The organism is Pseudomonas sp. GW456-12-10-14-LB2 (assembly GCF_002884345.1).
Taxonomy (GTDB): Bacteria; Pseudomonadota; Gammaproteobacteria; order Pseudomonadales; family Pseudomonadaceae; genus Aquipseudomonas; species Aquipseudomonas paraglycinae.
Map to the genome: position 1 here is coordinate 149187 of NZ_POHV01000002.1, position 24276 is coordinate 173462.

The 24276-nt window shown below is 61.2% G+C and carries 18 protein-coding genes; 5 read left to right on the top strand and 13 right to left on the bottom strand.

Annotated features, from left to right (window positions below; all coding sequences use genetic code 11):
• Positions 1-5: 5 nt before the first annotated feature.
• The 3 genes from C1X29_RS02240 to C1X29_RS02250 are packed head-to-tail and all read left to right on the top strand — an operon-like array spanning position 6 to position 2983.
• Complete coding sequence (locus C1X29_RS02240; protein WP_102716745.1) at positions 6-2129, top strand: bifunctional diguanylate cyclase/phosphodiesterase; 2124 nt, start codon at positions 6-8, stop codon at positions 2127-2129.
• Between the two features lie 41 nt (positions 2130-2170).
• A complete protein-coding gene (locus C1X29_RS02245; RefSeq protein WP_085746657.1) occupies positions 2171-2662 on the top strand; it encodes a M48 family metallopeptidase in 492 nt (163 codons plus the stop codon).
• A gap of 24 nt (positions 2663-2686) precedes the next feature.
• Positions 2687-2983, top strand: a complete 297-nt coding sequence (locus tag C1X29_RS02250; protein WP_007894945.1) for a helix-turn-helix domain-containing protein — start codon at positions 2687-2689, stop codon at positions 2981-2983.
• Positions 2984-3192: 209 nt separating this feature from the next.
• Here the strand turns inward: C1X29_RS02250 and C1X29_RS02255 are convergent, their stop codons facing one another.
• On the bottom strand, positions 3193-3645 hold the full coding sequence (locus C1X29_RS02255) for a GNAT family N-acetyltransferase (RefSeq protein ID WP_102716746.1): 453 nt from the start codon (positions 3643-3645) through the stop codon (positions 3193-3195).
• Between the two features lie 256 nt (positions 3646-3901).
• Here C1X29_RS02255 and C1X29_RS02260 point away from each other — a divergent pair, with 256 nt between their 5' ends.
• Positions 3902-4639 carry an ABC transporter substrate-binding protein gene (locus tag C1X29_RS02260; RefSeq protein WP_085746655.1) on the top strand — a complete coding sequence of 246 codons (738 nt, stop codon included), beginning with the start codon at positions 3902-3904 and terminating at the stop codon, positions 4637-4639.
• Between the two features lie 6 nt (positions 4640-4645).
• On the opposite strand, the gene yccS is transcribed toward C1X29_RS02260, so the two are convergent.
• The 9 genes from yccS to betI all read right to left on the bottom strand — a co-directional run bounded on the left by yccS (position 4646) and on the right by betI (position 18459).
• Positions 4646-6829 (bottom strand): YccS family putative transporter, encoded by a 2184-nt coding sequence (gene yccS, locus C1X29_RS02265; RefSeq protein WP_007959728.1) that lies wholly within the window; start codon positions 6827-6829, stop codon positions 4646-4648.
• Between the two features lie 265 nt (positions 6830-7094).
• Complete coding sequence (locus C1X29_RS02270) at positions 7095-8273, bottom strand: NAD(P)/FAD-dependent oxidoreductase (RefSeq protein ID WP_102716747.1); 1179 nt, start codon at positions 8271-8273, stop codon at positions 7095-7097.
• A 157-nt stretch (positions 8274-8430) separates the two neighbouring features.
• On the bottom strand, positions 8431-9816 hold the full coding sequence (gene dbpA, locus C1X29_RS02275) for an ATP-dependent RNA helicase DbpA (protein ID WP_007959732.1): 1386 nt from the start codon (positions 9814-9816) through the stop codon (positions 8431-8433).
• 57 nt (positions 9817-9873) lie between these two features.
• Complete coding sequence (gene mdtD / locus C1X29_RS02280) at positions 9874-11301, bottom strand: multidrug transporter subunit MdtD (protein ID WP_102716748.1); 1428 nt, start codon at positions 11299-11301, stop codon at positions 9874-9876.
• Positions 11302-11409: 108 nt separating this feature from the next.
• Positions 11410-12747, bottom strand: coding sequence for a TldD/PmbA family protein (locus C1X29_RS02285; protein WP_102716749.1), 1338 nt, complete (start codon positions 12745-12747; stop codon positions 11410-11412).
• Entirely contained in the window at positions 12747-14189 is a 1443-nt protein-coding gene (locus C1X29_RS02290; protein ID WP_102716750.1) for a TldD/PmbA family protein, read from the bottom strand. Before C1X29_RS02290 ends, C1X29_RS02285 begins: the two co-directional genes overlap by 1 nt.
• Positions 14190-14473: 284 nt before the next feature.
• On the bottom strand, positions 14474-16177 hold the full coding sequence (betA, locus tag C1X29_RS02295; RefSeq protein ID WP_102716751.1) for a choline dehydrogenase: 1704 nt from the start codon (positions 16175-16177) through the stop codon (positions 14474-14476).
• Positions 16178-16284: 107 nt separating this feature from the next.
• Entirely contained in the window at positions 16285-17757 is a 1473-nt protein-coding gene (gene betB / locus C1X29_RS02300) for a betaine-aldehyde dehydrogenase (protein ID WP_085746649.1), read from the bottom strand.
• Positions 17758-17865: 108 nt separating this feature from the next.
• A complete protein-coding gene (gene betI, locus C1X29_RS02305; protein WP_102716752.1) occupies positions 17866-18459 on the bottom strand; it encodes a transcriptional regulator BetI in 594 nt (197 codons plus the stop codon).
• Positions 18460-18942: 483 nt separating this feature from the next.
• Between betI and C1X29_RS02310 the strand changes: the two genes are divergently transcribed.
• Positions 18943-20883, top strand: coding sequence for a BCCT family transporter (locus tag C1X29_RS02310; protein WP_256584311.1), 1941 nt, complete (start codon positions 18943-18945; stop codon positions 20881-20883).
• 247 nt (positions 20884-21130) lie between these two features.
• Here C1X29_RS02310 and choV read toward each other — a convergent pair whose 3' ends face one another.
• The 3 genes from choV to C1X29_RS02325 all read right to left on the bottom strand — a co-directional run bounded on the left by choV (position 21131) and on the right by C1X29_RS02325 (position 24166).
• The gene (gene choV / locus C1X29_RS02315; protein WP_085746648.1) at positions 21131-22309 is read right to left on the bottom strand and encodes a choline ABC transporter ATP-binding protein; all 1179 of its coding nucleotides are present in this window, start codon (positions 22307-22309) and stop codon (positions 21131-21133) included.
• The gene (choW, locus tag C1X29_RS02320) at positions 22306-23151 is read right to left on the bottom strand and encodes a choline ABC transporter permease subunit (RefSeq protein WP_007959749.1); all 846 of its coding nucleotides are present in this window, start codon (positions 23149-23151) and stop codon (positions 22306-22308) included. Before choW ends, choV begins: the two co-directional genes overlap by 4 nt.
• A 67-nt stretch (positions 23152-23218) precedes the next feature.
• Complete coding sequence (locus C1X29_RS02325) at positions 23219-24166, bottom strand: choline ABC transporter substrate-binding protein (RefSeq protein ID WP_085746647.1); 948 nt, start codon at positions 24164-24166, stop codon at positions 23219-23221.
• Positions 24167-24276: the final 110 nt, after the last annotated feature.

Here is a 24276-nt window from a genome sequence, read left to right on the forward strand (position 1 = left end):
GCAGCATGGAATGCGCGCAACCCCAGCCAGGTGAAGGCAGCTCAGTCCTTTTGATCGTTGATGATTACCCTGAAAACCTGATCAGCATGCGCGCGTTGCTGCAGCGCCAAGACTGGCAGGTATTGACCGCCGCTTCCGGTTACGAAGCCCTCAACCTGTTGCTCGAACACGACATCGACCTGGTGCTGCTGGATGTGCAGATGCCGGGCATGGACGGTTTCGAAGTCGCGCGGCTGATGCGCGGCAGCCAGCGCACGCGCCTGACCCCGATCATTTTCCTCACTGCCAACGAGCAGTCCCAGGACGCCGTGATCAAGGGTTATGCCAGCGGTGCGGTGGATTACCTGTTCAAACCGTTCGATCCGCAGATTCTCAAGCCGAAAGTCCAGGCGTTGCTCGAGCACCAGCGCAATCGCCGGGCCTTGCAGCGTTTGAGTCAGGATCTGGAATCGGCGCGGGCCTTCAATGCCTCGGTGCTGGATAACGCGGCCGAAGGCATTCTGGTGTTGGGCGAGGATGGTTTGATCCGCTTTGCCAACCCGGCGATTTCCCGGTTGCTCAATGCGCCGGTGAAGGAACTGGAAGGGCAGGAGTTTCTCGATTTCCTGCAGAAACCGCACATTCCGCTGTGGGCCGATTCCGAGTTTTATGCCAGTTACAAACGTGGCGAGACGTTGCGCTTACACGACGCGTTGCTGCGTACCGCGCCGGGCCAGCAAGTGCCGGTGGCCTTGTCCTGCGCGCCGCTGCCGAGTGAACAGCACGCGATGGTGGTGACGGTGCTGGACATGTCGGTGGTGCGCCATCTGCATCAGCAGCTGGAATTTCAGGCTGTCACCGACCCGCTGACCGGGCTGCTCAATCGCCGGGGTTTTTACCAGACTGTGGAAAACCTGCTGTTGCGCGGCGAGCGCACGGATAGCAGTTGGGTGTTGATGTATCTCGATCTCGACGGTTTCAAGAGGGTCAATGATTCCCTCGGCCATGATGCCGGGGACCGGGTGTTGCGCTGGGTCTCCGAACAATTGAAAGCGTGCCTGCGGCCATTCGACATTCTGGCGCGGATGGGCGGCGATGAATTCACCGCGCTGCTGGATCTGGAATTCCCCGAACAAGCGGCGAAGATTGCTGAAAAACTCATCGAGCGGGTGTCGATCTGTCAGCAGATCGAAGGCCTCGATATTGCTCTGGGCGCGAGTATCGGCATTGCCACCTACCCCGACTGCGGCAACAACCTCGACGGTCTGCTGCGCGCCTCGGACATCGCCATGTACGAGGCCAAGCGTGCCGGGCGTCAGCAATATCGTTTCTACGATCATGAAATGAACGGCCGTGCGCGGTCGCGGCTGATGCTGGAAGAAAGCGTGCGTAATGCCATCGAGAACCGCGATTTCAATCTGGTGTATCAGCCGCAGGTGGCCATTGGCGATGGTCGCGTTCGTGGTTTCGAGGCGTTGCTGCGCTGGCAGCACCCGAGCGTCGGCGATGTGCCGCCGGGGTTGTTCCTGCCGTTGCTGGAAGAGGCGACGCTGATCAGCCGGCTCGGCAGCTGGATCTATCATCGCAGCGCCGGGCAGCGTAAGGCCTGGGAATCCGAGTTCTCCAAGGATCTGGTGATCGGCGTGAGCCTGAGCAACACCCAGTTCGGTCTGCCGAATCTGGTCACTGAATTGCGCCAAGTGCTGGAGCGCCATGGTTTGCAGCCACACCAGATGGAAGTGGAAGTCACCGAAGAAGCGCTGACGATCAACCCGGACGAGACCCGCAAGCAGCTGAAGCTGCTGCGCAATCTCGGGGTGCGGGTGGCGTTGGACGATTTCGGTTCCGGGGCCTGCTCGCTGGCGCATTTGCGCGATCTGGAACTGGATACCCTCAAACTCGATCGCCACCTGATTGCCCGATTGCCGGACTCGTCCCGCGACGCTTCGCTGGTGCGCACGGTCATCGACTTATGCAAGGAATACGGCTTGCTGGTGATTGCCGAAGGCGTGGAAACCGTCGAGCAATATCAGTGGCTGCAAGCCCATGGTTGCGAGTACGTGCAAGGCTTCCTGGTGGCGCGGCCGTTGGTCGCCGAGGACACCGCACGCTTTACCGAGCCGTTCGACTGGAGCGCGTTGGCCGGTTGAATTCGCTACACTGGCGGCCTTTTCATGACCTGTGCCGCCCCATGACTGCGTTGAAATACCTCCAGGCCTATCCCGCGCAATTGCAGGATCAGGTGCGCCAATTGATCGCCGACAACCGCCTCGGTGATTACCTGAGCCAACGCTATCCGGGTCGCCACGATGTGCAGAGCGACAAGGCGTTGTACGGCTACGCGCTGGACCTGAAGCAGGAATACCTGCGCAACGCCCCGGCCATCGACAAGGTCCTGTTCGACAACCGCCTTGACCTGACTCATCGCGCCCTCGGCCTGCACACCACGGTGTCGCGGGTGCAGGGCGGCAAGCTCAAGGCCAAGAAAGAAATCCGCATCGCCTCGCTGTTCAAGGACGCCGCGCCGGAGTTTCTGAAGATGATCGTCGTGCACGAGCTGGCGCACTTCAAGGAGTCGGATCACAACAAGGCGTTCTATAAGTTATGTGAGCACATGCTGCCGGGCTACCACCAGGTCGAGTTCGACCTGCGGGTGTACCTGACGTGGCGCGACATGCAATAAGACATCAAACAACGGAGCGCATGCATGGACGTGAGCAAGACCAAGAGCAGTTTCTACCGGCGCTTGTACGTGGCGTACCTGATCGACAGCGGCCTGGCCAGCAGCGTGCCGGCGCTGACCGAGGTCACCGGCATGCCCCGGCGCACGGCGCAGGATACGATTGCGGCGCTGGCGGATCTGGATATTGTCTGCGAGTTTGAACAGGAAGAGGGCGCGCGCAATCATGCGGGGCGCTATCGGATTCGTGAGTGGGGGGCGATTGATCGGGGGTGGATCGAGCGGAATTTGCGGCAGATCAAGGCTGTTCTCGAATATCCCTGAGTTTGGGTGTTCGCCTTTAGATTGTTGCCCTCACCCCAGCCCTCTCCCGGAGGGAGAGGGAGCTGACCGAGGTGTCTTGCGTCATACATCGACCTGATCAAGTGTGGCGATTATGGATTCAACAACGCTCGTTCAGGTCGTTGTATCTCCCGAATATTCCCCAATCAGTCCCCTCTCCCTCCGGGAGAGGGTTAGGGTGAGGGGGCTTTTCAGGAACGCCGCATCCCGATGTGCGGAATGTCATCCTCCAGATATTCCTCACCCGCCACCACAAACCCATACCGCCCGTAATACCCCTGCAAATGCGCCTGCGCCGACAGATAGATCGGCACCTCAGGCCAGCGCTTCTGCGCCTGTTTCAGCGCCTGTTCCATCATTTCATGCCCCAGTCCTTTGCCACGCCCGGCCGGTGAGGTCAGTACGCGGCCGATCACCACGTCGCCACCCTGGGATTCCGGGTCCAGCAGGCGCAGGTACGCCACCAGCTGATCATCGTCCCAGCCCATCAAATGGCAGGTGTCACCGTCCAGATCCTGACCGTCCGGATCCAGGTACGCGCAGCGCTGTTCGACCACGAACACTTCCGAGCGCAATTTCAAAATGGCGTACAGCTGCTCCAGTCCCAGATCGCTGTGATGTTTGCAGACCCACTCGATTGTCATCTTCCGATTCCTTGAACAACGTCGCCCGATACTAAGCGCCCCGCCGAAATATGTCTGTATGGCTGAGAAATCTGTGACAAAGGCCAAAATGCCATCATTCCAATATCGCGGCCCGCCGTACTTTGTGTAATCTGCTGGGAAGCGCTGTGCGATGGCTTCAATGAGCTAAGGTTAGGGCCTGGGATTCGCCGGTAAGGGGCCTTGGGGTTTTGACTGAAAACACGCCGGGCGGCCCGCCCGCTAAGGATTTTCAAGCATGCCGCGATTGCATCGAGCCTTTGCTTTGATCGGATTGCTGTTGCTGGGTCAAAGCGCGGCAGCGGAGAAATTGCGTCTGGTGTTCGACGTCTGGCCGCCCTTTACCGATGACACACTGGTCAACGGTGGGCTGGCGACCGACATCGTCAGCACGGCCCTAGCCCGTGCCGGTTATGCCAGCGGTTATGAGCAGGTGCCGTGGGCGCGGGCGTTGATGGGGGTTGGCGAAGGACGTTACGACGTGCTGGTCAACGCCTGGTACAACGACGAGCGCACGAAGATCGGGCAGTTTTCCGCTGAGTACCTGCTCAATCGCGTGCGCTTCCTCAAGCGCAAAGACGCGCCCATCGAATACAACAACCTGCAGGAACTGCACACCTATCCGGTTGCGGTCGTGCGCGGCTACGCCTATTCGGCGCCGTTCGATGCCGACACCGCGTTGCAGAAAGTCCCTGTGCATAACTTCGCCATGGCCGTGCGCATGCTGGCGGCGGACCGGGTCAAGCTGACCCTGGAAGACGAATACGTGGCCCGCTATTACCTGGCCCGGGAATCACCGAAGGTACGCAACGCAGTGGAGTTTCTGCCCAAGCCGCTGAGCGAGAACAGCCTGCATATTCTGGTCAGCCTGAAGAACCCGCAGCACGAACAGATCGTGGCCGGGTTCGACAAGGCGATTGCATCGATGAAGGCCGATGGCAGCTATGACAAGCTGCTCAGGCAGCATGGCATGTGAGGCGGCTCAATCTTCGGCTGTGTCCTTGATCAGATGCGCCGCCAGCGTGCGCAATGGCCCGAGCTGGCGGCAGATCAGTGCCAGTTGTGTCTGCACCAGCCGCTGGCCTTCGTCGATTTCGTCCGGCATCTGCTCCAGCTCATTGGCCAGCGCTTCTTCCTCATCGCTTTGAATGGCAATCGGCTGTTTGCTCGCCAGCCCCTGGGCGATTTCATCGATGCTCGCCGCCAGACTCACGCCGGCGCCGTCGATCAGGTGTTCGCGCACCTCGGCCGGCAGCTGGGTTTCCCGGTGCGCGCCAAGCCCTGACAGATAGCTGAGCAAGGTGTGCGACAGCACCAGGAAGCGAAAGCCCACGTCGGCTTCCTTCCGGAAATGCCCCGGCTCCATCAGCATGTTCGCCAGCGTCGTGGAGAGTGCGGCGTCAGCGTTGTGCGCGTTGCGCCGGGCCAGGCGATAGGCGAGGTCGTCGCTCTTGCCGGCGGCGTATTGCTGCATGATCTGACGCAGGTAAATGCTGTTGCAGGTGAGGGTGTTGGCCAGGACTTTGTTCAGGCGCCGACCCTGCCAGTCCGGCAGGAACAGGAATACCGCAAGCCCCGCAATCAGGCTGCCGAGCAAGGTATCGAACAATCTCGGCACGAACAGCCCGTAACCATCGCCGACCTGGTTGAAGCAGAACAGCACCATGATCGTGATCGCGGCGGTCGCCACGGTGTAGCGGGTGGTGCGGTTGGTAAAGAACACCACGCCGGCGGCGATGGCGAAGCACGACTGCACCAGCGGATTCGGGAACAGATCGAACAGCGCCCAGGCAATCGTCAGGCCGATCGCCGTGCCGAAAATCCGCTGACCGAGTTTGCGCCGGGTGGCGCCGTAGTTCGGCTGGCAGACGAACAGCGTGGTGAGGATGATCCAGTAACCCTGCGACGGGTGAATCAAGTGCACCATGCCGTAGCCGATGCTCAACGCCAGCGGCAAACGCAGGGCGTGACGGAACAGCAGCGAGGTCGGCGTCAGCTGCGTGCGCAGACGAATCCACACGTCCTTGAAGTTGCGCGGCGAGCGGTCGAGCAGGCTGCTGTCGGTGGCATCGGCCAGGGCGTCAGGGTTGCTGGCGTCACTGAGCAAACGGTCGAGGGTGCCGAGGTTGGCCGCCAGTGCGCGCAATGAACGCAGCAGCCCGCGCCAGGCCGGGTTGCTCTGGATGCGCAGGTGTTCGAGGGAGGCGTGCAGGTCGCTCAGGGCTTCGGCGAAACTCGCGTCGTAGATGAACGGCTGACGCATCTGGATCGATTCGGCCAGCGCCCGACAGGCCTTGCCTTGCTGGCGCAGCAGGCGCTGGCAGCGGAACAAGACATCGCTGTGGAAAAACGCATCGGCCAGGGCGTTGTAGGGGTAGTGGGAAGAACTGGCGCGTTCGTGGATGTCTTGCGCCAGGAAGTACAGCTTCAGGTAACGGCTGACTTTCGAGCCCGGGCGACCGTTGCCGACCCGGTGCAGGATGATTTCCTTGGCGCTGTTCAGGGCTGCGACGACCCGGCCGTTTTGCTGGGCCAGTTCCAGTCGCCGTGCTTCGACGTCCATCTGACGGATCGGCTCGAACAGCGAGGATTTCAGCTTCAGGTAATAGCCGAGTTCGCGGAACAGCCGCGCCAGACTCTGCTGCACCGGCTGATTGGAAAACATCGCCTGCCACAGCACCGACAGCAGGCCGTACCACGCGGCACCGGCCACCAGCAGCATCGGCTCATGCCAGAAATCCGTGACCGCGCCGCCGCGCTGATCCACGCCGATCATGGTGTAGACGGAAAGAATCAGGGTCGCCGAAGCAATCGCACCATAACGCTCGCCCAGCGCCCCAAGCATGGTCAGGCCGAAACTGGCCAATGCCAAAGCGATGACGAACACGATGGGGTAGGGGAACAGCAATTCCACGGACAGCGCCGCGACGCTGAAACACACCAGCGTCACCGCCAGTGCGTTGAGGCGGCCCTGCCAACTGTCGTCGGTCTCGGCCAGGGCGCTGGCGATGATCCCGAGGAACAGCGGGATCAGCAGCCCCATTTCATCCTGATACCAGCACAGCGCCATGCTGCCGGTCAGGGCGATGAACACCCGCACGCTGTAGCTGAATTTATCCAGCGCCCACAGGCGCCGCAAAGACTGACGAAACGAGGTCGAGGACATGAAGTGCGAAGGCCTTCCGAGGCGATGCCGCTAAATTGAGCCAGTAATGACGCCGACGCAATGGCGCCGATCACATCTGACAGCAAAAAGTGTTCCTTTGGGTTCCTGCGCCGACTTCAAATTTTGAATCTTGCACACAAACCTGTGGGAGCTGGCTTGCCAGCGATGAGGCCAGTACACCCAACATCATTGCTGACTGTCAGGCCGCCATCGCTGGCAAGCCAGCTCCCACAGGGATTGCATTTCAAATCTAAAAAAACCTGGGTCAGACGTACTGCGCGGCAGCGTAACCAGAGGCCCACGCCCACTGGAAGTTGAATCCGCCCAGATGTCCGGTGACGTCGAGCACTTCGCCGACAAAGTAGAGGCCCGGGCTTTTCAGCGATTCCATGGTCTTGGACGACACTTCACGAGTGTCGACGCCACCGAGGGTGACTTCGGCGGTGCGATAGCCCTCGGTGCCGGCCGGGACGACTTTCCAGCTGCCGAGCTTTTCGGCGATGTCCGCCAGTTCGGCGTGGGTGTACTGCTTCATCGGTTTGGAGACGAACCAGTTGTCCGCCAGCAGGTTGGCCATCTTCTTGGTGAAGATTTCGCCGAGCAGGGTTTTCAGTTCGCTGTTCGGACGTTCGGCGGTTTGCTGTTGCAGCCAGCTCGCGGCGTCGTGATCCGGCAGCAGGTTGATCTCGACCGTGTCGCCCGGCTCCCAGAACGAGGAAATCTGCAGAATCGCCGGGCCACTGAGGCCGCGGTGAGTGAACAGGATGTTCTCGCGAAAACTCTGGTCGTTGCAGCTGACCAGACAATCCACCGAGGTGCCGGACAGTTCGGTGCACAGCTCTTTGAGCTGATCGGTGATGGTGAACGGCACCAACCCGGCGCGGGTCGGCAGCAGTTCATGGCCGAATTGTTTGGCGACCTGATAACCGAAACCGGTCGCGCCCAGCGTCGGGATCGACAGGCCGCCGGTGGCGATCACCAGCGACTGGCACTGGATCTGGCCGAGAGTCGTGTCGAGCAGGTAACCGCCCTCGACCTTCTCGATGGTCTGGATCGACGTGTCGAGGTGCAGATTGACGCCGACCTGATCGCACTCGTCCAGCAGCATGCCGAGGATGTCGCTGGATTTGTTATCGCAGAACAGCTGGCCGAGTTTCTTCTCGTGGTACGGCACGCCGTGTTTGGCGACCATGCCGATGAAGTCCCACTGGGTGTAGCGGGCCAGCGCGGATTTGCAGAAGTGCGCATTCTGCGAGAGAAAATTGCTCGGTTCGGTGTACATGTTGGTGAAGTTGCAGCGCCCACCGCCGGACATCAGGATTTTCTTGCCGGCCTTGTTCGCGTGGTCGAGCAGCATCACCTGACGCCCGCGCCCGGCGGCGGTCAGTGCACACATCAACCCTGCGGCGCCAGCGCCAATGATCACGACTTCGGTAGAGCGCAAAACGGTGTCCTCACACTAAATTCAAATTCACCGGAAACCAATGTGGGAGCGAGCTTGCTCGCGATAGCAGTGTGTCAGTCACAAATATTTCAACTGACAGATTGCAATCGCGGGCAAGCCCGCTCCCACAGGGGATCTTCCTCGGATGGAAGATCGCTTACAAAACGCGAACGCGCAGCGAACGGCCCTTGATCTTGCCGTTGTTCAAACGCTGCAGCGCCTGCATGACCACGGTGCGCTCGACGGCCACGTAGGACTGGAAGTCGAAGATCGCGATCTTGCCGACCTGGGCGCCCGGAATGCCGGCCTCACCGGTCAGTGCGCCCAGAATGTCGCCCGGACGCACCTTGTCCTTGCGCCCGCCAGCGATGCACAGCGTGCTCATCGGCGGTTGAAGCGGGGCACCGCCCTGGGACTTGAGGTTGTCCACCTGATCCCAGTTCAGCGGGGTTTTCTGCAGTTGCTCGATGGCTTGCGCGCGGTGCGCTTCGGACGGCGCAACGAGGCTGACCGCGATGCCTTTCTCGCCGGCACGACCGGTGCGGCCGACGCGGTGAATATGGATTTCCGAGTCGCGGGCCAGTTCGACGTTGATCACCATGTCCAGTGCATCGATGTCCAGACCACGGGCGGCAACGTCGGTGGCAACCAGTACCGAAGTACTGCGGTTGGCGAACATCGCCAACACCTGATCGCGGTCACGCTGCTCCAGATCGCCGTGCAGGCCGACGGCGGAAATGCCTTTGGAGGTCAGGTGATCGACGGTTTCCTGAACCTGCTGCTTGGTGAAGCAGAACGCCACGGTGGAGGCCGGACGGAAGTGATGCAGGACCTTGGTCACCGCGCTCATGCGCTCTTCCGGGGAAATCTCGTAGAAGCGCTGTTCGATCTGGGTGTCGTCGTGGAACGCTTCGGCCTTGACCGTTTGCGGGTCGCGCATGAACTTCGACGCCAGTTGCTTGATGCCCACCGGATAAGTAGCGGAGAAGAGCAGGGTCTGACGACGGGCCGGGGTCTGCTCGATGATGTCTTCGATGGCGTCGTAGAAACCCATGTCGAGCATGCGATCGGCTTCGTCGAGGATCAGCGTGTTCAGGCCGTCGAGGACCAACGAACCCTTGCGCAGGTGCTGCTGGATGCGGCCCGGGGTGCCGACGATGATGTGCGCGCCGTGCTCCAGCGAGCCGATCTGCGGGCCGAAGGACACGCCGCCGCACAGGGTCAGGACCTTGATGTTGTCTTCGGCACGGGCCAGACGACGGATTTCCTTGGCGACCTGGTCAGCCAGCTCACGGGTCGGGCAAATCACCAGCGCCTGGCAACCGAAGTAGCGCGGATTGATCGGGTTCAGCAGGCCGATGCCGAACGCGGCGGTCTTGCCGCTGCCGGTCTTGGCCTGGGCGATCAGGTCCATCCCCTTGAGGATCACCGGCAAGCTCTGCGCCTGGATCGGCGTCATCTGGGCATAACCGAGGGAGTCGAGGTTAGCCAGCATGGCGGCGGACAGCGGCAAAGTATTAAAAGCGGTGGCGATGGTGGTCACGGGACTGGCCTGCAAAACAAAATGTCGCGCAGTGTACCAGCCCGGTGGCCAATAGCCCTAAGACTCGATGTGCTCTTCCGGACGTCTGACTCGCCGTCCGTCATTCTTTGAAAGTTGAGAAAAAATGGTTGCGGCCAACATGGCCATGATCCCAACAGTCACGAACGTGAGCTGAAACGCGCCCAACACGGTCTCAACGCCGTCATTGCCGATCTCCGCCGTAAAGCCACCGAGCAGCGCACCGGCGCACGCCACGCCAAGGCTCAGCGACAACTGCGCCACCACCGACAGCAAACTGTTGCCGCTGCTGGCGCTGGCGTCGTCGAGATCGATCAGGGTCACGGTGTTCATCGCGGTGAATTGCAGCGAGTTGATCGCCCCGAGAACCGCCAGCAGGCACAGCAGCAGCCAGTACGGCGTCTGCTCGCTGACCAGACCCATGCTCGCCAGCATGATCCCCAGAAACAGCGTGTTGCCGGTCAGCACGATGCGATAGCCCAGACGCTCGATCAGTGGCCGCGCGCCCCACTTGGCGACCATCGCGGCAGCGGCCAGCGGCAGCATGCTCATCCCGGCCTGGGACGGCGAATACCCCAGCGCCACTTGCAGCAGCAACGGCACCAGAAACGGCAGGGCGCCGCTGCCCAGGCGGGCGAACAGGTTGCCGAGGATGCCGACCGCGAAGGTGCGGGTCTTGAACAGCGACGGCGCGAACAGCGGGTTTTCAATGTGCCCGGCGCGCAGCCAGTACGCCGCCAGACATGCCATGCCGCCGAACAGCAACAGCATCACCCGCAGGTGTGGCAGGTGCAGTTCGCCGAGGCCTTCCATGGCGATAGTGATCAGCACCATCGCCGCGCCGAACAGCAGGAAACCCAGGCTATCGAAACGCGTGCGCTCGGTGCCGCGCAGGTCGGGGATGAACTTCCACACCGCGTAGCAACCGATGACGCCGACCGGCAGGTTGATCAGGAAGATCCAGTGCCACGTCAGGTATTCCACCATCCAGCCGCCCATGGTCGGGCCGATCAGCGGGCCGAGCAGGCCGGGAATGGTAATGAAGCCCATGATCCGCACCAGTTCCGAGCGCGGGTAGGCGCGCAGCACCACCAAACGCCCGACCGGCAGCATCAGCGCACCGCCGAGGCCCTGGATCACGCGCGCGCCGATCAGCATGCTCAGGCTGCTCGACAAGGCACAGAGCAGCGAGCCAAGGCTGAACAGCAGGATCGCACCGAAGAAGATTTTCTTGGTGCCGAAGCGGTCGGCGATCCAGCCTGAGGCGGGAATCAGCAGGGCCACGGTGAGCATGTAGGCGATGATCACGCCCTGCATGCGCAGCGGGTCTTCGGCCAGATCCCTGGCCATGGCCGGCAGGGCGGTGTTGAGGATGGTCCCGTCGAGGGACTGCATGAAGAAAGCGATGGCGACGACCCACGGCAACCAGCGGGCGGTGACGGCATCGAGAGGCGGGCGGTTGGGCATGGAACCTCTGGTGATGGGCGCAGTAAATCCGGGGTGACTTCATCGCGAGCAGGCTCGCTTCCACATGGACTGCGCGAACCTGTGGGAGCGAGCCTGCTCGCGATGCTTTTACAAGGTCAAGGTCAATCGGCTCACCAATGCCCCCGGCAGCAATGCCGACGAGGTATTGCGCTGGCTGTAAGTGCTCGCCGACAGCAGCAATTCCCGTTCGGCGGTCAACGCTTCCAGATGCGAACCCAGCAGGCTGTAGGCACTGTCGTCGAAACGCATGGTGCTGACCGGCGCCTGAATCTCGCCGTTCTCGACCCAGAACGTGGCAAACCGGGTCATGCCGGTAAGGCGTGCCGCTGGTTGATCGGAGAAGTTCAGGTACCACAGGTTGCTTATGTACAGGCCGGTGCCCAACTGTTTGAGGATCTCGGCCTGCGGCAGATCACCGGCGCCCATGTTCAGCGCGCTCGGCGATTCGCCACCGCCGGCGCCGTTGGCCGTCAGACCGTACTCGGCGGCACTGCGCGAACCCACCAACTGATCACCCGCTTTGCCTTCGATGATCAACCGCAGATCGCTGCGCGGGTAACCTTCGCCGGAGAACGCCGGGCTCAGCGAGCCGCTGACTTTCTCGTCGAGGGACACCAGCGGACTGAATGCCTGATCGCCGGCATACAGCTTCTGCAGCGGGCTGCTTTTGCTGGCAATCGACTGCGCCGAGAAACCGCCCCAGCACAGCATGCCCATGATTTCTTCCAGGGCTGCGGGCGCCAGATAGGCGCGGTATTGGCCGGGCGGCAAGGTGCGCAGCGGTCGACCGAGAAACTCGAGTTGTTCGCGGGCCTGCTGGATGCGTTTGGCGAAGTCTTCGCTGTTCCAGTCATGCCCGGCGTAGCTGGCCTTCACCGCTTCGCCGTTCTCGTGGAACAGGCTGAAGTCGAAGTTGAAGCTGTTGGCCTGATGCCAGCCGAACGCACCGGAAGAACTGGCAAAACCACGGCTGATCGGGCCGGCAGCGTAGAAGCCGACCAGATCCAGTCCTTCGGCCGCCTGGGCGATTTCAGCGACAACCTGCTCGGTGTCCGGCAGCGGATGCTCCTGCACATTCTTGCTTTGCCAGCCGTTGTGGTTGAGCAACAGGTACGGATCCTGCGGCAGCAGCGGCAGGGTTTTGCGCAGTTGCTGCAAGCCTTCGGCGAGGCGTTGCAGGTCGGTGGCCTGCTCACCGGACAAGGTGATGTGCAGGTCCGCATGGCGACCATCGTCGATCAGTTTCAGACCAATACCGGCTTGCTGCACCTGCCCGGCCTGACGCACCTTGGCGTGGTTGAAACGGACGAAGGCCGACGATTCGGCGTCGTAACTCAGGGTGAACTGTTCCGGCTCGCGCACGGCATCGTGCAGCCAGTTGACCAGCAGCTTGAACGCCTCGGACTGGCTCTTGGAAATACTCATCAGGCGTCTCCCCCAAACACATCAACATTGCTGAACACGCAGGCCGGTGAAGCGTGGCCGACGCGGATCACCTGGTTCGGTTCGCCCTTGCCGCAGTTCGGCGTGCCCAGCACCTGAGTGGTGCCGGCGTTGCCGACGGCGCGCAGACTCTTCCAGAAGTGCGCGGAAATGCCCCGGTAGTTCGGGTTTTTCACCACGCCCTTGAGTTCGCCGTTTTCGATCAACTGGCCCCATTCGCAGCCGAACTGGAATTTGTTGCGTGCATCGTCGATCGACCATGAGCGGTTGGTGCTCATCAGAATGCCGTTTTCGATGCCGCCGATCAGTTGCTCCAGCGGCTGGTCGCCCGGCTCGATGTTGAGGTTGGCCATGCGGTCGATCGGCGGGCGGTTCCAGCCGCAGGCGCGGCTGTTGGCGACGCCGTCCAGACCCGCGCGGAACTGCGACAGTGCGCCGCCCAACGGACGGACCAGCAGGCCTTCGCGAATCAGGAATTGTTTGCTGGCTTTGGAACCGTCGTCATCGTGACCGTAACTCGCCAGTTCTTCGGGAATGCCCGGATCGAACGTCACGTTGAGCAGTTTCGAGCCGTATTGCAGGCTGCCGAAATCCGAGGCTTTGACGAAACTGGTGCCGGCGTAATTGCGCTCGTCGCCGAGGATCCGGTCGAGCTCCAGCGGGTGGCCGATGGATTCGTGGATCTGCAGCATCATCTGGTCGGGCATCAGCAGCAGGTCGCGCGGGCCTTGCGGGGTGTTCGGCGCGAGCAGCAGTTGCAGCGCCTGATCGGCGACTTGCGGGCCAGCACCGATCAAACCGCAGCGGCTGATCACGTCGGCGCCGCCCTGCTGGCCGAAGTTCTCGCGGCCGAGGCTGCGGGTCTGGCTGTCGTTGCCGTCGTAGGCGGTGACGCTCAGGCCCGGATAGACGAAACGCTGGGCCTGGCGCAATTCGGCGCCGGCGCTGCTCAGGTAGATCTGTTCGACGTGGGTGATGCCGATGCTCACTTCCCAGTTCACCAGGCGCTCATCCTTTGGCACCGAGGCGGATTCCGCGCCGAGCAGCTCGAAGCATTCGCTCAGGGACGGAAAGGGTTGTTCCAGATTGGGTGAAAAGTAGTCGGCGCGGTCGCTGGACACCGGCTGCTGGCTCAGGTCGAGCAGGGCGTGGGGCTTGATCCGCCGAGCCTGCTGCTCGGCGCGCTCGAGGGCGGCTTGCAGGCCCTGTTGCGACAGGTCATTGGTCGCGGCGTAGGCTTCGACGCCGTTGACCCGGACGGTGAGCATCGCACCTTCGTCGCGGCTCAGGCTCGGCGGTTCGGCGACGTTCTTGCGCACCGACAGGTACTGGCCGGACTCGCGCACATATCGCAAGGAAAAAAACTCGGCGCCCGTGCGCAAGGCAGCGAAGCGCTGCTTGAGCTGGGGGTGGAAATCGAACATCAGGGAAACCTCCTTGTCATGGGAGAAACGGCGAAGCGGATTCGGCGGGGAGGGGGTGAAACGATTGGGCGAGGACTAGAGTAGGCCTGCGTGGGGTGTAGGATCAAGTGAAGAGGGGGTGTCGGAGGATTTACTGTGAAGCAGGAGAATTTGCGGTGAATTGCATGGCCTCATCGCGGGCAAGCCCGCTCCCACAGGTTTTTTGGTGGTCACAGAATCTGTGAACGACGCAAAACCTGTGGGAGCTGGCTTGCCAGCGATTAGCCGTGACGCGGTATTACGGTTTACTGAGCAACAGCACTCACATCACGCAGCGCCTTGCCTTTCACCGGCGCATCGCCAGCGACGTAGTAAGGTGCGTTGCTGCGCGGCAATGGCTGGCGGCCACGGATCTTGTCGGCGATTTTCTCGGCGATCATGATCGTCGGCGCGTTCAGGTTGCCGGTGGTGATGATCGGCATGATCGAGGCATCGACCACACGCAGACCCTGCATGCCATGCACGCGGCCTTCGCCATCCACTACCGCCATGTCGTCGGTGCCCATCTTGCACGAGCAGGACGGGTGGAACGCGGTTTCGGCGTGCTCGCGGATGAACTTGTCCAGCTGCTCATCGGTTTGCACTTCGATGCCCGGGCTGATTTCACGGCCACGGAAAGCGTCCAGTGCAGGCTGTTGCATGATTTCACGGGTCAGGCGGATGCCGTCGCGGAATTCCTGCCAGTCCTGCTCGGTGGCCATGTAGTTGAACAGGATGCTCGGGTGCTGGCGCGGATCCTTGGATTTGACCTGGATGCGACCGCGGCTCGGCGAACGCATGGAACCCATGTGCGCCTGGAAACCATGCTCTTTCACACCGTTGCTGCCGTTGTAGTTAATCGCGACCGGCAGGAAGTGGTACTGGATGTTCGGCCATTCGAACTCTTCGCGAGTACGGATGAAACCGCCGGCTTCGAACTGGTTGCTGGCGCCGATGCCGGTGCCGTTGAACAGCCACTCGGCACCGATGGCCGGCTGGTTGTACCAGAGCAGCGACGGGTACAGCGAGACCGGTTGGGTGCAAGCGTATTGCAGGTACAGCTCGAGGTGATCCTGCAGGTTTTCACCGACGCCCGGCAGATCGTGAACGACCGGGATGTCGAGGCTTTCCAGCAGTTTTGCCGGGCCGACGCCGGAGCGTTGCAGCAGTTGCGGCGAAGCGATCGCGCCGGAGCAGACGATGACTTCTTTACGGGCGCGGGCTTCAACGCGTTCTTCAGCGGCGCCGACCAGGTAACGCACGCCAACGGCACGCTTGCCTTCGAACAGAACCTTGTCGGTCAGGGCGTGGGTGACGATGGTCAGGGTCGAACGCTTCTTGGCCACGTCCAGGTAACCACGGGCGGTGGAAGCACGACGGCCGTTCGGCGTCACGGTGCGGTCCATCGGGCCGAAGCCTTCCTGCTGGTAGCCGTTCAGGTCTTCGGTGCGCGGGTAACCGGCTTGCACGCCAGCTTCAACCATGGCGTGGAACAGCGGGTTGTTGCCCGCTTTCGGCGTGGTCACGCTGACCGGTCCGTCGCCACCGTGGTAGTCGTTCGGGCCGATGTCGCGGGTTTCCGCTTTACGGAAATACGGCAGGCAATCGAGGTAGGACCAGTCTTCCAGGCCTGGCAGTTTCGCCCAGCCGTCGTAGTCCATTGCGTTGCCGCGGATGTAGCACATGCCGTTGATCAGCGAGGAACCGCCGAGGCCTTTGCCGCGACCGCATTCCATCCGGCGACCGTCCATGTGTGGCTCAGGATCGGTTTCGTACGCCCAGTTGTAGCGACGGCCTTGCAGCGGGAATGCCAGGGCTGCCGGCATCTGCGTGCGGAAATCGAGACGGTAGTCCGGGCCGCCGGCTTCGAGCAGCAGGACGGTGACGCCTTCGTCTTCAGTCAGACGGGTCGCCAGGGTGTTACCGGCAGAGCCGGCACCGACGATGATGTAATCGAATTCTTGGGACATTGAATGCACCCTCTTTGAAGTTGGTCAGGTCAGACAGCCAGCGCTTCCCTTGTGGGAGCGGGCTTGCCCGCGAAGGCGGCTTCGCGGGCAGCACACAATGGCGGGTCTTAGAACACCGAGACGTAATCGCCCAGCTCGACCTGTACCGATTTGATGCGAGTGAAGTTGTTCAGCGAGCTGATGCCGTTCTCACGGCCCACGCCCGACTGCTTGTAACCGCCAACCGGCATTTTTGCGTCGGACTCGCCCCAGGCGTTGATCCAGCAGATACCGGCTTCCAGTTGATGAATCACGCGGTGGGCGCGGTTCAGGTCGCGGGTGACGATACCGGCGGCCAGGCCGAAGTCGGTGTCGTTGGCGCGACGGATCACTTCTTCTTCGGTTTCGTAGGTCAGGATCGCCATTACCGGGCCGAAGATTTCTTCACGGACGATGGTCATGTCGTCGGTGCAGTCGGTGAACACGGTCGGAGCCACGAACGCGCCCTTGGCGAATTCGCCGTCGGTCAAACGTTCGCCACCGCACAGAACGCGGGCGCCTTCTTCTTTACCTTTGGCGATGTAGCCCAGCACGCTTTCCATGTGCGGGAAGCTGACCAGCGGGCCGAAGTTGGTGTTTTCGTCTTCCGGGTTGCCAACGCGGATGCGCGCAACGCGCTCGACGATCTTGGCTTCGAAAGCGGCTTTCAGGTGGCTCGGCACGAACACGCGAGTGCCGTTGGTGCAGACCTGACCGGAGCTGTAGAAGTTGGCCATCATGGCGGTGTCGGCGGCGCGATCCAGGTCGGCGTCGTCGCAGATGATCAGCGGGGACTTGCCGCCCAGTTCCATGGTCACGTCTTTGAGCGACGAAGCCGAAGCGCTGGCCATGACTTTCTTGCCGGTGTCGGTGCCGCCGGTGAAGGAGATCTTCTCGATGCGCGGGTGCTCGGTCAGCCAGGTGCCGACTTCACGGCCGCTGCCGGTCAGCACGTTGAACACGCCGTTCGGAACGCCGGCTTCGGTGTAGATTTCGGCCAGTTTCAGGGTGGTCAGCGAGGTGACTTCGCTTGGCTTGAAGATCATCGCGTTACCGGCCGCCAGGGCTGGAGCGGATTTCCACAGAGCGATCTGAATCGGGTAGTTCCACGCGCCGATACCGGCGACAACGCCCAGCGGCTCGCGACGGGTGTAGACGAAGGAAGTGTCACGCAGCGGGATCTGCTCGCCTTCGATGGCGGGCACCAGGCCTGCGTAGTATTCCAGCACGTCGGCGCCAGTGACGATGTCGACGTACTTGGTTTCGGAGAAGGCTTTACCGGTGTCCAGGGTTTCCAGGGCAGCCAGTTCATCGTTGCGCTCGCGCAGGATGTCGACGGCACGACGCAGGATGCGCGAACGCTCCATGGCGGTCATCGCGGCCCAGATTTTCTGGCCCTTTTCGGCGCTGACCACAGCACGCTCGACGTCTTCCTTGGTCGCACGTTGCACTTGTGCGAGGACTTCACCGTTAGCCGGGTTGATGGCTTCGAAGGTGGCATCGCTGCCGGCGTCGGAGTACGCGCCATCGATGTAGAGTTTTTGCAGTTCGAAACGGGCCATAGTGTCCTCGCAAGTGCATTAGTGGTTGGCGTTGGTCACCGGGTGAGCCATGTAGCTGTGGCATCACTGGTCAGTGACAGTTCAGGGGCCGAGCGTTTTCTCTGTGCTCTAGCTCACCTGCTTGGCCAATTGGAAATCCATGTATTCGTAAGCGATCTGTTGCGCCTGCGCAGTGTCGAAAGCGTCTCCCGACAGCGCGCCGCGCAACCACAAACCGTCGATCAGAGCTGCCAGTCCACGGGCGGCGGTGCGCGCATCTTCGAGCGGCAACACACGGCGGAACTCGCAGCACAGGTTGGAATACAGACGGTGATCGTTGATCCGCTGCAACCTGTGCAAAGACGGCTGGTGCATGCTGGTGGCCCAGAAGGCCAGCCAGGTTTTCATTGCCGGGCCATTGACCTGGCTGGCGTCGAAGTTTCCTTCGATGATCACCTGCAGATGCGCCCGGGGGCTGTTGTCTGCCAGCGCCTGACGGCGCGCGGTGACGCTCTCGCTGAGGGCGGTCATCAGATACCGCATCGTGGCGGCGATCAGGCCATTCTTGTCCTGAAAATAGTGACTGATGATGCCATTCGAGACACCGGCCAAACGGGCGATCAGCGCAATGCTGGCGTCCCCCATTCCGACCTGATCAACCGCCTGCAAAGTGGCTTCGATCAGTTGTTGGCGGCGGATGGGTTGCATACCGACCTTGGGCATCTTGCACATCTCCTTAGGCCTTCCGACGGGCGAATGACGCCTATCGGATTGAGGGCCAGTCTATTTTGTTTTGATTGAACGTTCAATCAACAAAGAATAAGATCTGCGACAAATCGTCGCTGCCTACAGATTTTTCCTACGTGTAAGTGGCGATAAAACCGACATCCGAAAAGGCTCGAAACCTGCGCGGGGCAAGGCGCGGTTCGACGTTCGATGGACGTGTTGAATGGGCAAGACGCTCAAGGCCAGGTTTCGGATGAACGTCCATGCCTCGGCCACGACGGCGATTAGCGGTGCCATCTCTGCAGGTTCGGGCTTTTTTCGGGGTGTCTTTATATCACCCGCCGGTCGGCTGCCAACTAACCGATTGGTCGGGTTCCGTGTTGCCTTGTGTTCTTCTCTCGCACTGCCTGGAGCATTTGTGCCATGAGTTCTGCCTCGCTTATAAAGACCCCGCCCGAGAAGGTGACGGTCAACGGTTGGGTGTTCTACACCTCTACCGCGCTGATTCTGTTGTTGACCGCCATTCTGATCATCGCCCCGCAAGAGGCCGGCAGAATGCTGGGAGTGGCTCAGGCCTGGTTGTCCCGCAGCTTCGGCTGGTACTACATGGTGGTGATCGCCGCTTACCTGGTTTTCGTGGTCGGCCTGGCGTTTTCCTCCTACGGCAAACTCAAACTGGGTAGCAAGGACGACACCCCGGATTTCAGCTACGGCGCCTGGGCGGGGATGCTGTTCTCGTCGGGTATTGGTATTTCGCTGCTGTACTTCGGCGCCTCCGAGCCGCTGGATCACTACTTCAATCCGCCGGAAGGTGCGTCCGCGACCAACATGGCGGCACGTCAGGCCGTTCAGCTGACTTTCCTGCACTGGGGCCTGCACGGCTGGGCGATCTATGCGCTGGTCGGTCTGGCCGTGGCTTATTTCGCTTATCGTCATAACCAGCCGCTGGCCCTGCGTTCGGCGCTGTACCCGCTGGTGGGCGAGCGTTGGGTCAAAGGCGCTGCCGGTCATGCGGTGGACGGCTTCGGCATGTTCGTGACCCTGCTGGGTCTGGTGACCAACCTGGGGATCGGCTCGCTGCAAGTGTCTTCTGGTCTGGAAAACCTGTTCGGCATGGAACACAGCAACACCAACCTGCTGATCGTGATCATCGTGATGAGCACCGTGGCGACCATCGCTGCCGTGTCCGGTGTGGAAAACGGCATCCGTCGTCTGTCCAACCTCAACATCATCCTGTTCAGCGGCCTGCTGATTTTCGTGTTGCTGTTCGGCCCGACCCTGCACCTGCTCAACGGCTTCGTGCAGAACATCGGCGACTACCTCAACGGCGTGGTGCTGAAGACTTTCGACCTGTACGTCTATGAAGGCGACGGCGAGAAATCCGACCGCTGGCTGGGCCTGTGGACTCTGTTCTACTGGGCGTGGTGGATTTCCTGGGCCCCATTCGTCGGCATGTTCATCGCGCGTATTTCCCGTGGTCGTACCGTGCGTGAGCTGGTGGCTGGTGTGCTGCTGATTCCGCTGGGTTTCACCCTGGCGTGGCTGTCGATCTTCGGTAACTCGGCGCTGGATCTGGTGATGAACCAGGGTGCGGTGGAACTCGGCAAGACGGCGCTGGAGCAGCCGTCGATGGCGATCTATCAGTTGCTTGAACACTACCCGGCGTCGAAAGTCGTGATCGGTGTGTCGATCTTTGTTGGTTTCGTACTGTTCCTGACCCCGGCCGACTCCGGCGCGGTGATGATGGCGAACCTGTCCTGCAAGGGCGGCAACGTCGACGAAGACGCCCCGCACTGGCTGCGGATCTTCTGGTCGGTCGTGATCACGCTGGTGACCATCGGCCTGCTGTTCGCCGGTAACTTCGAAGCCATGCAGACCATGGTGGTGCTGGCCGGTCTGCCGTTCTCGGTGGTGCTGGTGTGCTTCATGTTCGGCCTGCACAAGGCGATGCGCCAGGACATGCAGATCGAACAGGAGCAGGCGCAACTGGCTGAACGCGGTCGTCGTGGTTTCAGCGAGCGCCTGACCCAGCTGGATCTGCAACCGAGCCAGTCGGTGGTTCAGCGCTTCATGGACAGACACGTCAGCCCGGCGCTGGAAGATGCCGCTGCGCAAATGCGTGCACAGGGTCTGGAAGTGCAGACGCTGCTGGGCAAATCCAAGCGCTGCATGGGCGTGCGGGTCGAGATGGAAGAGGGCAACCCTTTTGTCTACGAAGTGAGCCTGGACGGCTACCTGGCGACCCCGAGCGAGTCGGTTCAGTCTGATGAAGCGCGCCAGCGTTTCTACCGCGCCGAGGTGTACCTGCACAACGGCAGCCAGGACTACGACCTGATGGGCTTCACACAGGATCAGATCACACGCGATGTGCTCGATCAGTTTGAAAGCCATCGGCAGCTCCTTGGCCGGGTGTATAGCTAAAGTCAAAAGCTCCCTCACCCCCGCCCTCTCCCGGGGGAGAGGGAGCCGACCGAGGTGTCTTGCGTTGTACATCGACCTGAAAAATCGAGTCGATTATGGATTCGGTGAAGCAAGATCAGGTTGACGTATATCTGCAGCATCCCCCAATCAGTTCCCTCTCCCTCTGGGAGAGGGTTAGGGTGAGGGGACTTTCCCTGACCCAATAAAAAAGGGATCGCTCACCGCGATCCCTTTTTTTCATCCCGCCTTACCCCAGGTTCTTGCCGAGCAGTGCGTGATACAGCTCGCTGTCCCCGAGGATCCCCACCACATGGTTGTTGTCGTGCAGCACCAGTTTGTTGCCGGTCTGGTAACGGATCTGCAACGCGTCGCGCATGCCGATGTTCGAATCCACCAGCGTCGGTTTGCGCTCCAGCCCTTCCACGGCTTGCCCCGGTGCCCAGTTCTGCAGGTTCAGCACCGAACCGTTCTGCCGCGCACCCTTGATGGTGTTGCCTTCGGCCAGATCCAGCCACGAGTCGCCACCCGGATCGAGGCACACTGAACCGTTGATGCGTTTGCAGTTGTCCAGGGTGCGCATCAGGCTGCGACCGCACAGCACGTTCAGCGGGTTGGTGTGGGCGACGAAGGTGCGCACGTAATCGTCCGCCGGGTTGAGCACGATCTCTTCCGGCACGCTGTACTGGATGATCCGGCCGTCTTTCATGATCGCGATGCGGCTGCCGAGTTTCAGCGCCTCGTCGAGGTCGTGGCTCACGAATACGATGGTCTTGCTCAGCTTGCGTTGCAGTTCCAGCAGTTCATCCTGCAGACCCTGACGGATCAGCGGGTCGAGGGCCGAGAACGGTTCGTCCATCAGCAGAATGTCGGCGTCCATCGCCAGCGCGCGGGCCAGGCCGACACGCTGCTGCATGCCGCCGGACAGCTCGTCGGGCTTCTTGTTGCGCCATTGGGTCAGGCCCACCAGTTCGAGTTTTTCATCGACCAGCTTGCGCCGTTCCTTCTCCGGGCGACCCTGCATTTCCAGACCGAAACTGATGTTCTCGCGCACCGTCAGCCACGGCATCAGAGCGAACTTCTGGAACACCATGGCGATGCGTTTGGTGCGCATCATTTTCAGCTCGGCCGGGGTGCAGGAGGCGATGTCGATCTGCTTGCCTTCGTGTTCGACGAACAGCTTGCCGCGGCTCACGGTGTTGAGGCCGTTGATGCAGCGCAGCAGGCTCGACTTGCCGGAGCCGGACAGGCCCATCAGCACGCAGATTTCGCCTTTGTTGATGTCCAGGCTGGCCTTTTCAACGCCAACGATCTGCCCGGTCTTTTTCAGGATCTCACTGCGGGTCAGGCCTTGATCGAGAAGTTTCAGTGCTTCGCGCGGATCCCTGGTGAAGATCACGTCAACGTTATCGAAGCGAATTATGCTCATGCGTCACCCCCTACTTTGGCGTCGGGTTGTTTGCAGATACGGTCGAGCATGATCGCCAGCAGTACGATCGCCAGGCCCGCTTCGAAGCCCAGGGCGATATCAGCAGTGTTCAGTGCGTTGACCACCGGTTTGCCGAGTCCGTCGGCGCCCACCAGTGCCGCGATCACCACCATCGACAGCGACAGCATGATGCACTGGGTGATGCCGGCCGCGATGCTCGGCATGGCGTGAGGCAGTTCGATCCGTGAAAGCAGTTGGCGACGCGAGCAGCCGAAGGCCTTGCCGGCGTCCATCAGTTCTTGCGGGACATCGCGGATGCCCAGGTAGGTCAGGCGGATCGGCGCGGCGATGGCGAACACCACCGTCGAGATCAGGCCCGGCACCACACCCAGCCCGAAGAGGGTCAGGGTAGGAATGAGGTAAACGAAGGTCGGTACGGTCTGCATCAGATCGAGTACCGGCCTCATCAAAGTGTAGAACATCGGTTTGTGCGCAGCGACGATGCCCAGCGGCACGCCAATGACCACGCAGACCAGGGTCGCGAACATGACCTGGGCGAGGGTTTCCATGGTTTCCTGCCAGTACCCCAGGTTGAGGATCAGCAGAAAGGAGGCTACCACGAACGCGGTCAGGCCCCATTTGCGTTGAATGAAGTGGGCCAGCAGGGCGATGAGGCCGATCAGCACCAGCGGGTTGAACCAGGTCAGCGCAAACGTCACGCCGTGGATCATCGTTTCCAGTGTCACGGCGATTGCGTCGAAGGTGTTGGCGCCGTGTTGCGTCAACCATTCAACGAAGCCCGCGATGTACTGGCCTAAAGGGATTTTCTGATCAATCAGCATGGTAGTGAACGTCCGCATGCAAGGAAATAAACAGCCCGGACGGGACTAGCCCGCCCGGCATAAGCGATTACTGGGCAATCTTGGCTTTCACGGCCTCCAGGCCAGGTTTACCGTCAATGGTGGTCACGCCAGCGAGCCAGGTATCGAGCACCTGTGGATTCTTTTTCAGCCAGGCCTTGGCGGCCGCGTCAGGCTTCATCTTGTCGTCCAGGATGTTGCCCATCAGTTCGCTTTCCATGTCGACGGTGAACTCCAGGTTTTTCAGCAGCTGGCCAACGTTGCTGCATTCCTCGGCGTAGCCCTTGCGGGTGTTGGTCGCCACGGTGGCGGCGCCGAAATCCGGGCCGAAGAAGTCATCGCCGCCGGTCAGGTACTGAATCTTGAAGCGCTTGTTCATCGGGTGCGGCGCCCAGCCGAGGAACACCACGGCGGTGTCGCGTTTCTGCGCGCGGTCGACCTGCGACAGCATGCCCGCCTCGCTGGATTCGACGACCTTGAAGCCGGCGTCTTTCAGGCCGAAGGCGTTCTTGTCGATCATGCTCTGGATCAGACGGTTGCCGTCGTTGCCCGGCTCGATCCCGTAGATCTTGCCGTCGAGTTCTTTCTTGAATTTGGCGATGTCGGCGAAGTCGTGCAGACCCTTGTCATACAACGCCTGGGGAACGGCGAGGGTGTACTTGGCGCCCTTGAGGTTGGTGCGCACGGTTTCCACGGTGCCGGCGTCGCGGTAGGCCTTGATGTCGTTTTCCATGGTCGGCATCCAGTTGCCGAGGAACACGTCCATGTTCTTGCCGTCGGCCAGCGACTTGTAGGTCACGGGGACGGAAATCATGGTGGTCTTGGTCTTGTAGCCGAGGGCCTGAAGCACGACGGAGGTGGTGGCGGTTGTCGCGGTGATGTCGGTCCAGCCGACATCGGAGAAGTTCACGGTACTGCACTGCGCCGGTTCTGCGGCTTGAGCCAGTAACGGCAGACTCAGCATGGCGGCCAACAACAACGACGGGGAACCTTTCATGAATGGACTCCTTGGTGTTTTTTTTGGCAGTGTTCCGATTGGACCACCGCACTTATGGGTTGCGGTTGGATGGCGTTCTGGAGACAGCTCTACCGCAGCGCCTTGCAATC

Excerpts from the sequence above, each read along its gene's own strand:
- C1X29_RS02240 (WP_102716745.1), top strand. The coding sequence starts at position 6 with ATGGAATGCGCGCAACCCCAGCCAGGTGAAGGCAGCTCAGTCCTTTTG.
- C1X29_RS02245 (WP_085746657.1), top strand. The coding sequence starts at position 2,171 with ATGACTGCGTTGAAATACCTCCAGGCCTATCCCGCGCAATTGCAGGAT.
- C1X29_RS02250 (WP_007894945.1), top strand. The coding sequence starts at position 2,687 with ATGGACGTGAGCAAGACCAAGAGCAGTTTCTACCGGCGCTTGTACGTG.
- C1X29_RS02255 (WP_102716746.1), bottom strand. The coding sequence starts at position 3,645 with ATGACAATCGAGTGGGTCTGCAAACATCACAGCGATCTGGGACTGGAG.
- C1X29_RS02260 (WP_085746655.1), top strand. The coding sequence starts at position 3,902 with ATGCCGCGATTGCATCGAGCCTTTGCTTTGATCGGATTGCTGTTGCTG.
- yccS (WP_007959728.1), bottom strand. The coding sequence starts at position 6,829 with ATGTCCTCGACCTCGTTTCGTCAGTCTTTGCGGCGCCTGTGGGCGCTG.
- mdtD (WP_102716748.1), bottom strand. The coding sequence starts at position 11,301 with ATGCCCAACCGCCCGCCTCTCGATGCCGTCACCGCCCGCTGGTTGCCG.
- C1X29_RS02285 (WP_102716749.1), bottom strand. The coding sequence starts at position 12,747 with ATGAGTATTTCCAAGAGCCAGTCCGAGGCGTTCAAGCTGCTGGTCAAC.
- C1X29_RS02290 (WP_102716750.1), bottom strand. The coding sequence starts at position 14,189 with ATGTTCGATTTCCACCCCCAGCTCAAGCAGCGCTTCGCTGCCTTGCGC.
- betA (WP_102716751.1), bottom strand. The coding sequence starts at position 16,177 with ATGTCCCAAGAATTCGATTACATCATCGTCGGTGCCGGCTCTGCCGGT.
- betB (WP_085746649.1), bottom strand. The coding sequence starts at position 17,757 with ATGGCCCGTTTCGAACTGCAAAAACTCTACATCGATGGCGCGTACTCC.
- betI (WP_102716752.1), bottom strand. The coding sequence starts at position 18,459 with ATGCCCAAGGTCGGTATGCAACCCATCCGCCGCCAACAACTGATCGAA.
- choV (WP_085746648.1), bottom strand. The coding sequence starts at position 22,309 with ATGAGCATAATTCGCTTCGATAACGTTGACGTGATCTTCACCAGGGAT.
- choW (WP_007959749.1), bottom strand. The coding sequence starts at position 23,151 with ATGCTGATTGATCAGAAAATCCCTTTAGGCCAGTACATCGCGGGCTTC.
- C1X29_RS02325 (WP_085746647.1), bottom strand. The coding sequence starts at position 24,166 with ATGAAAGGTTCCCCGTCGTTGTTGTTGGCCGCCATGCTGAGTCTGCCG.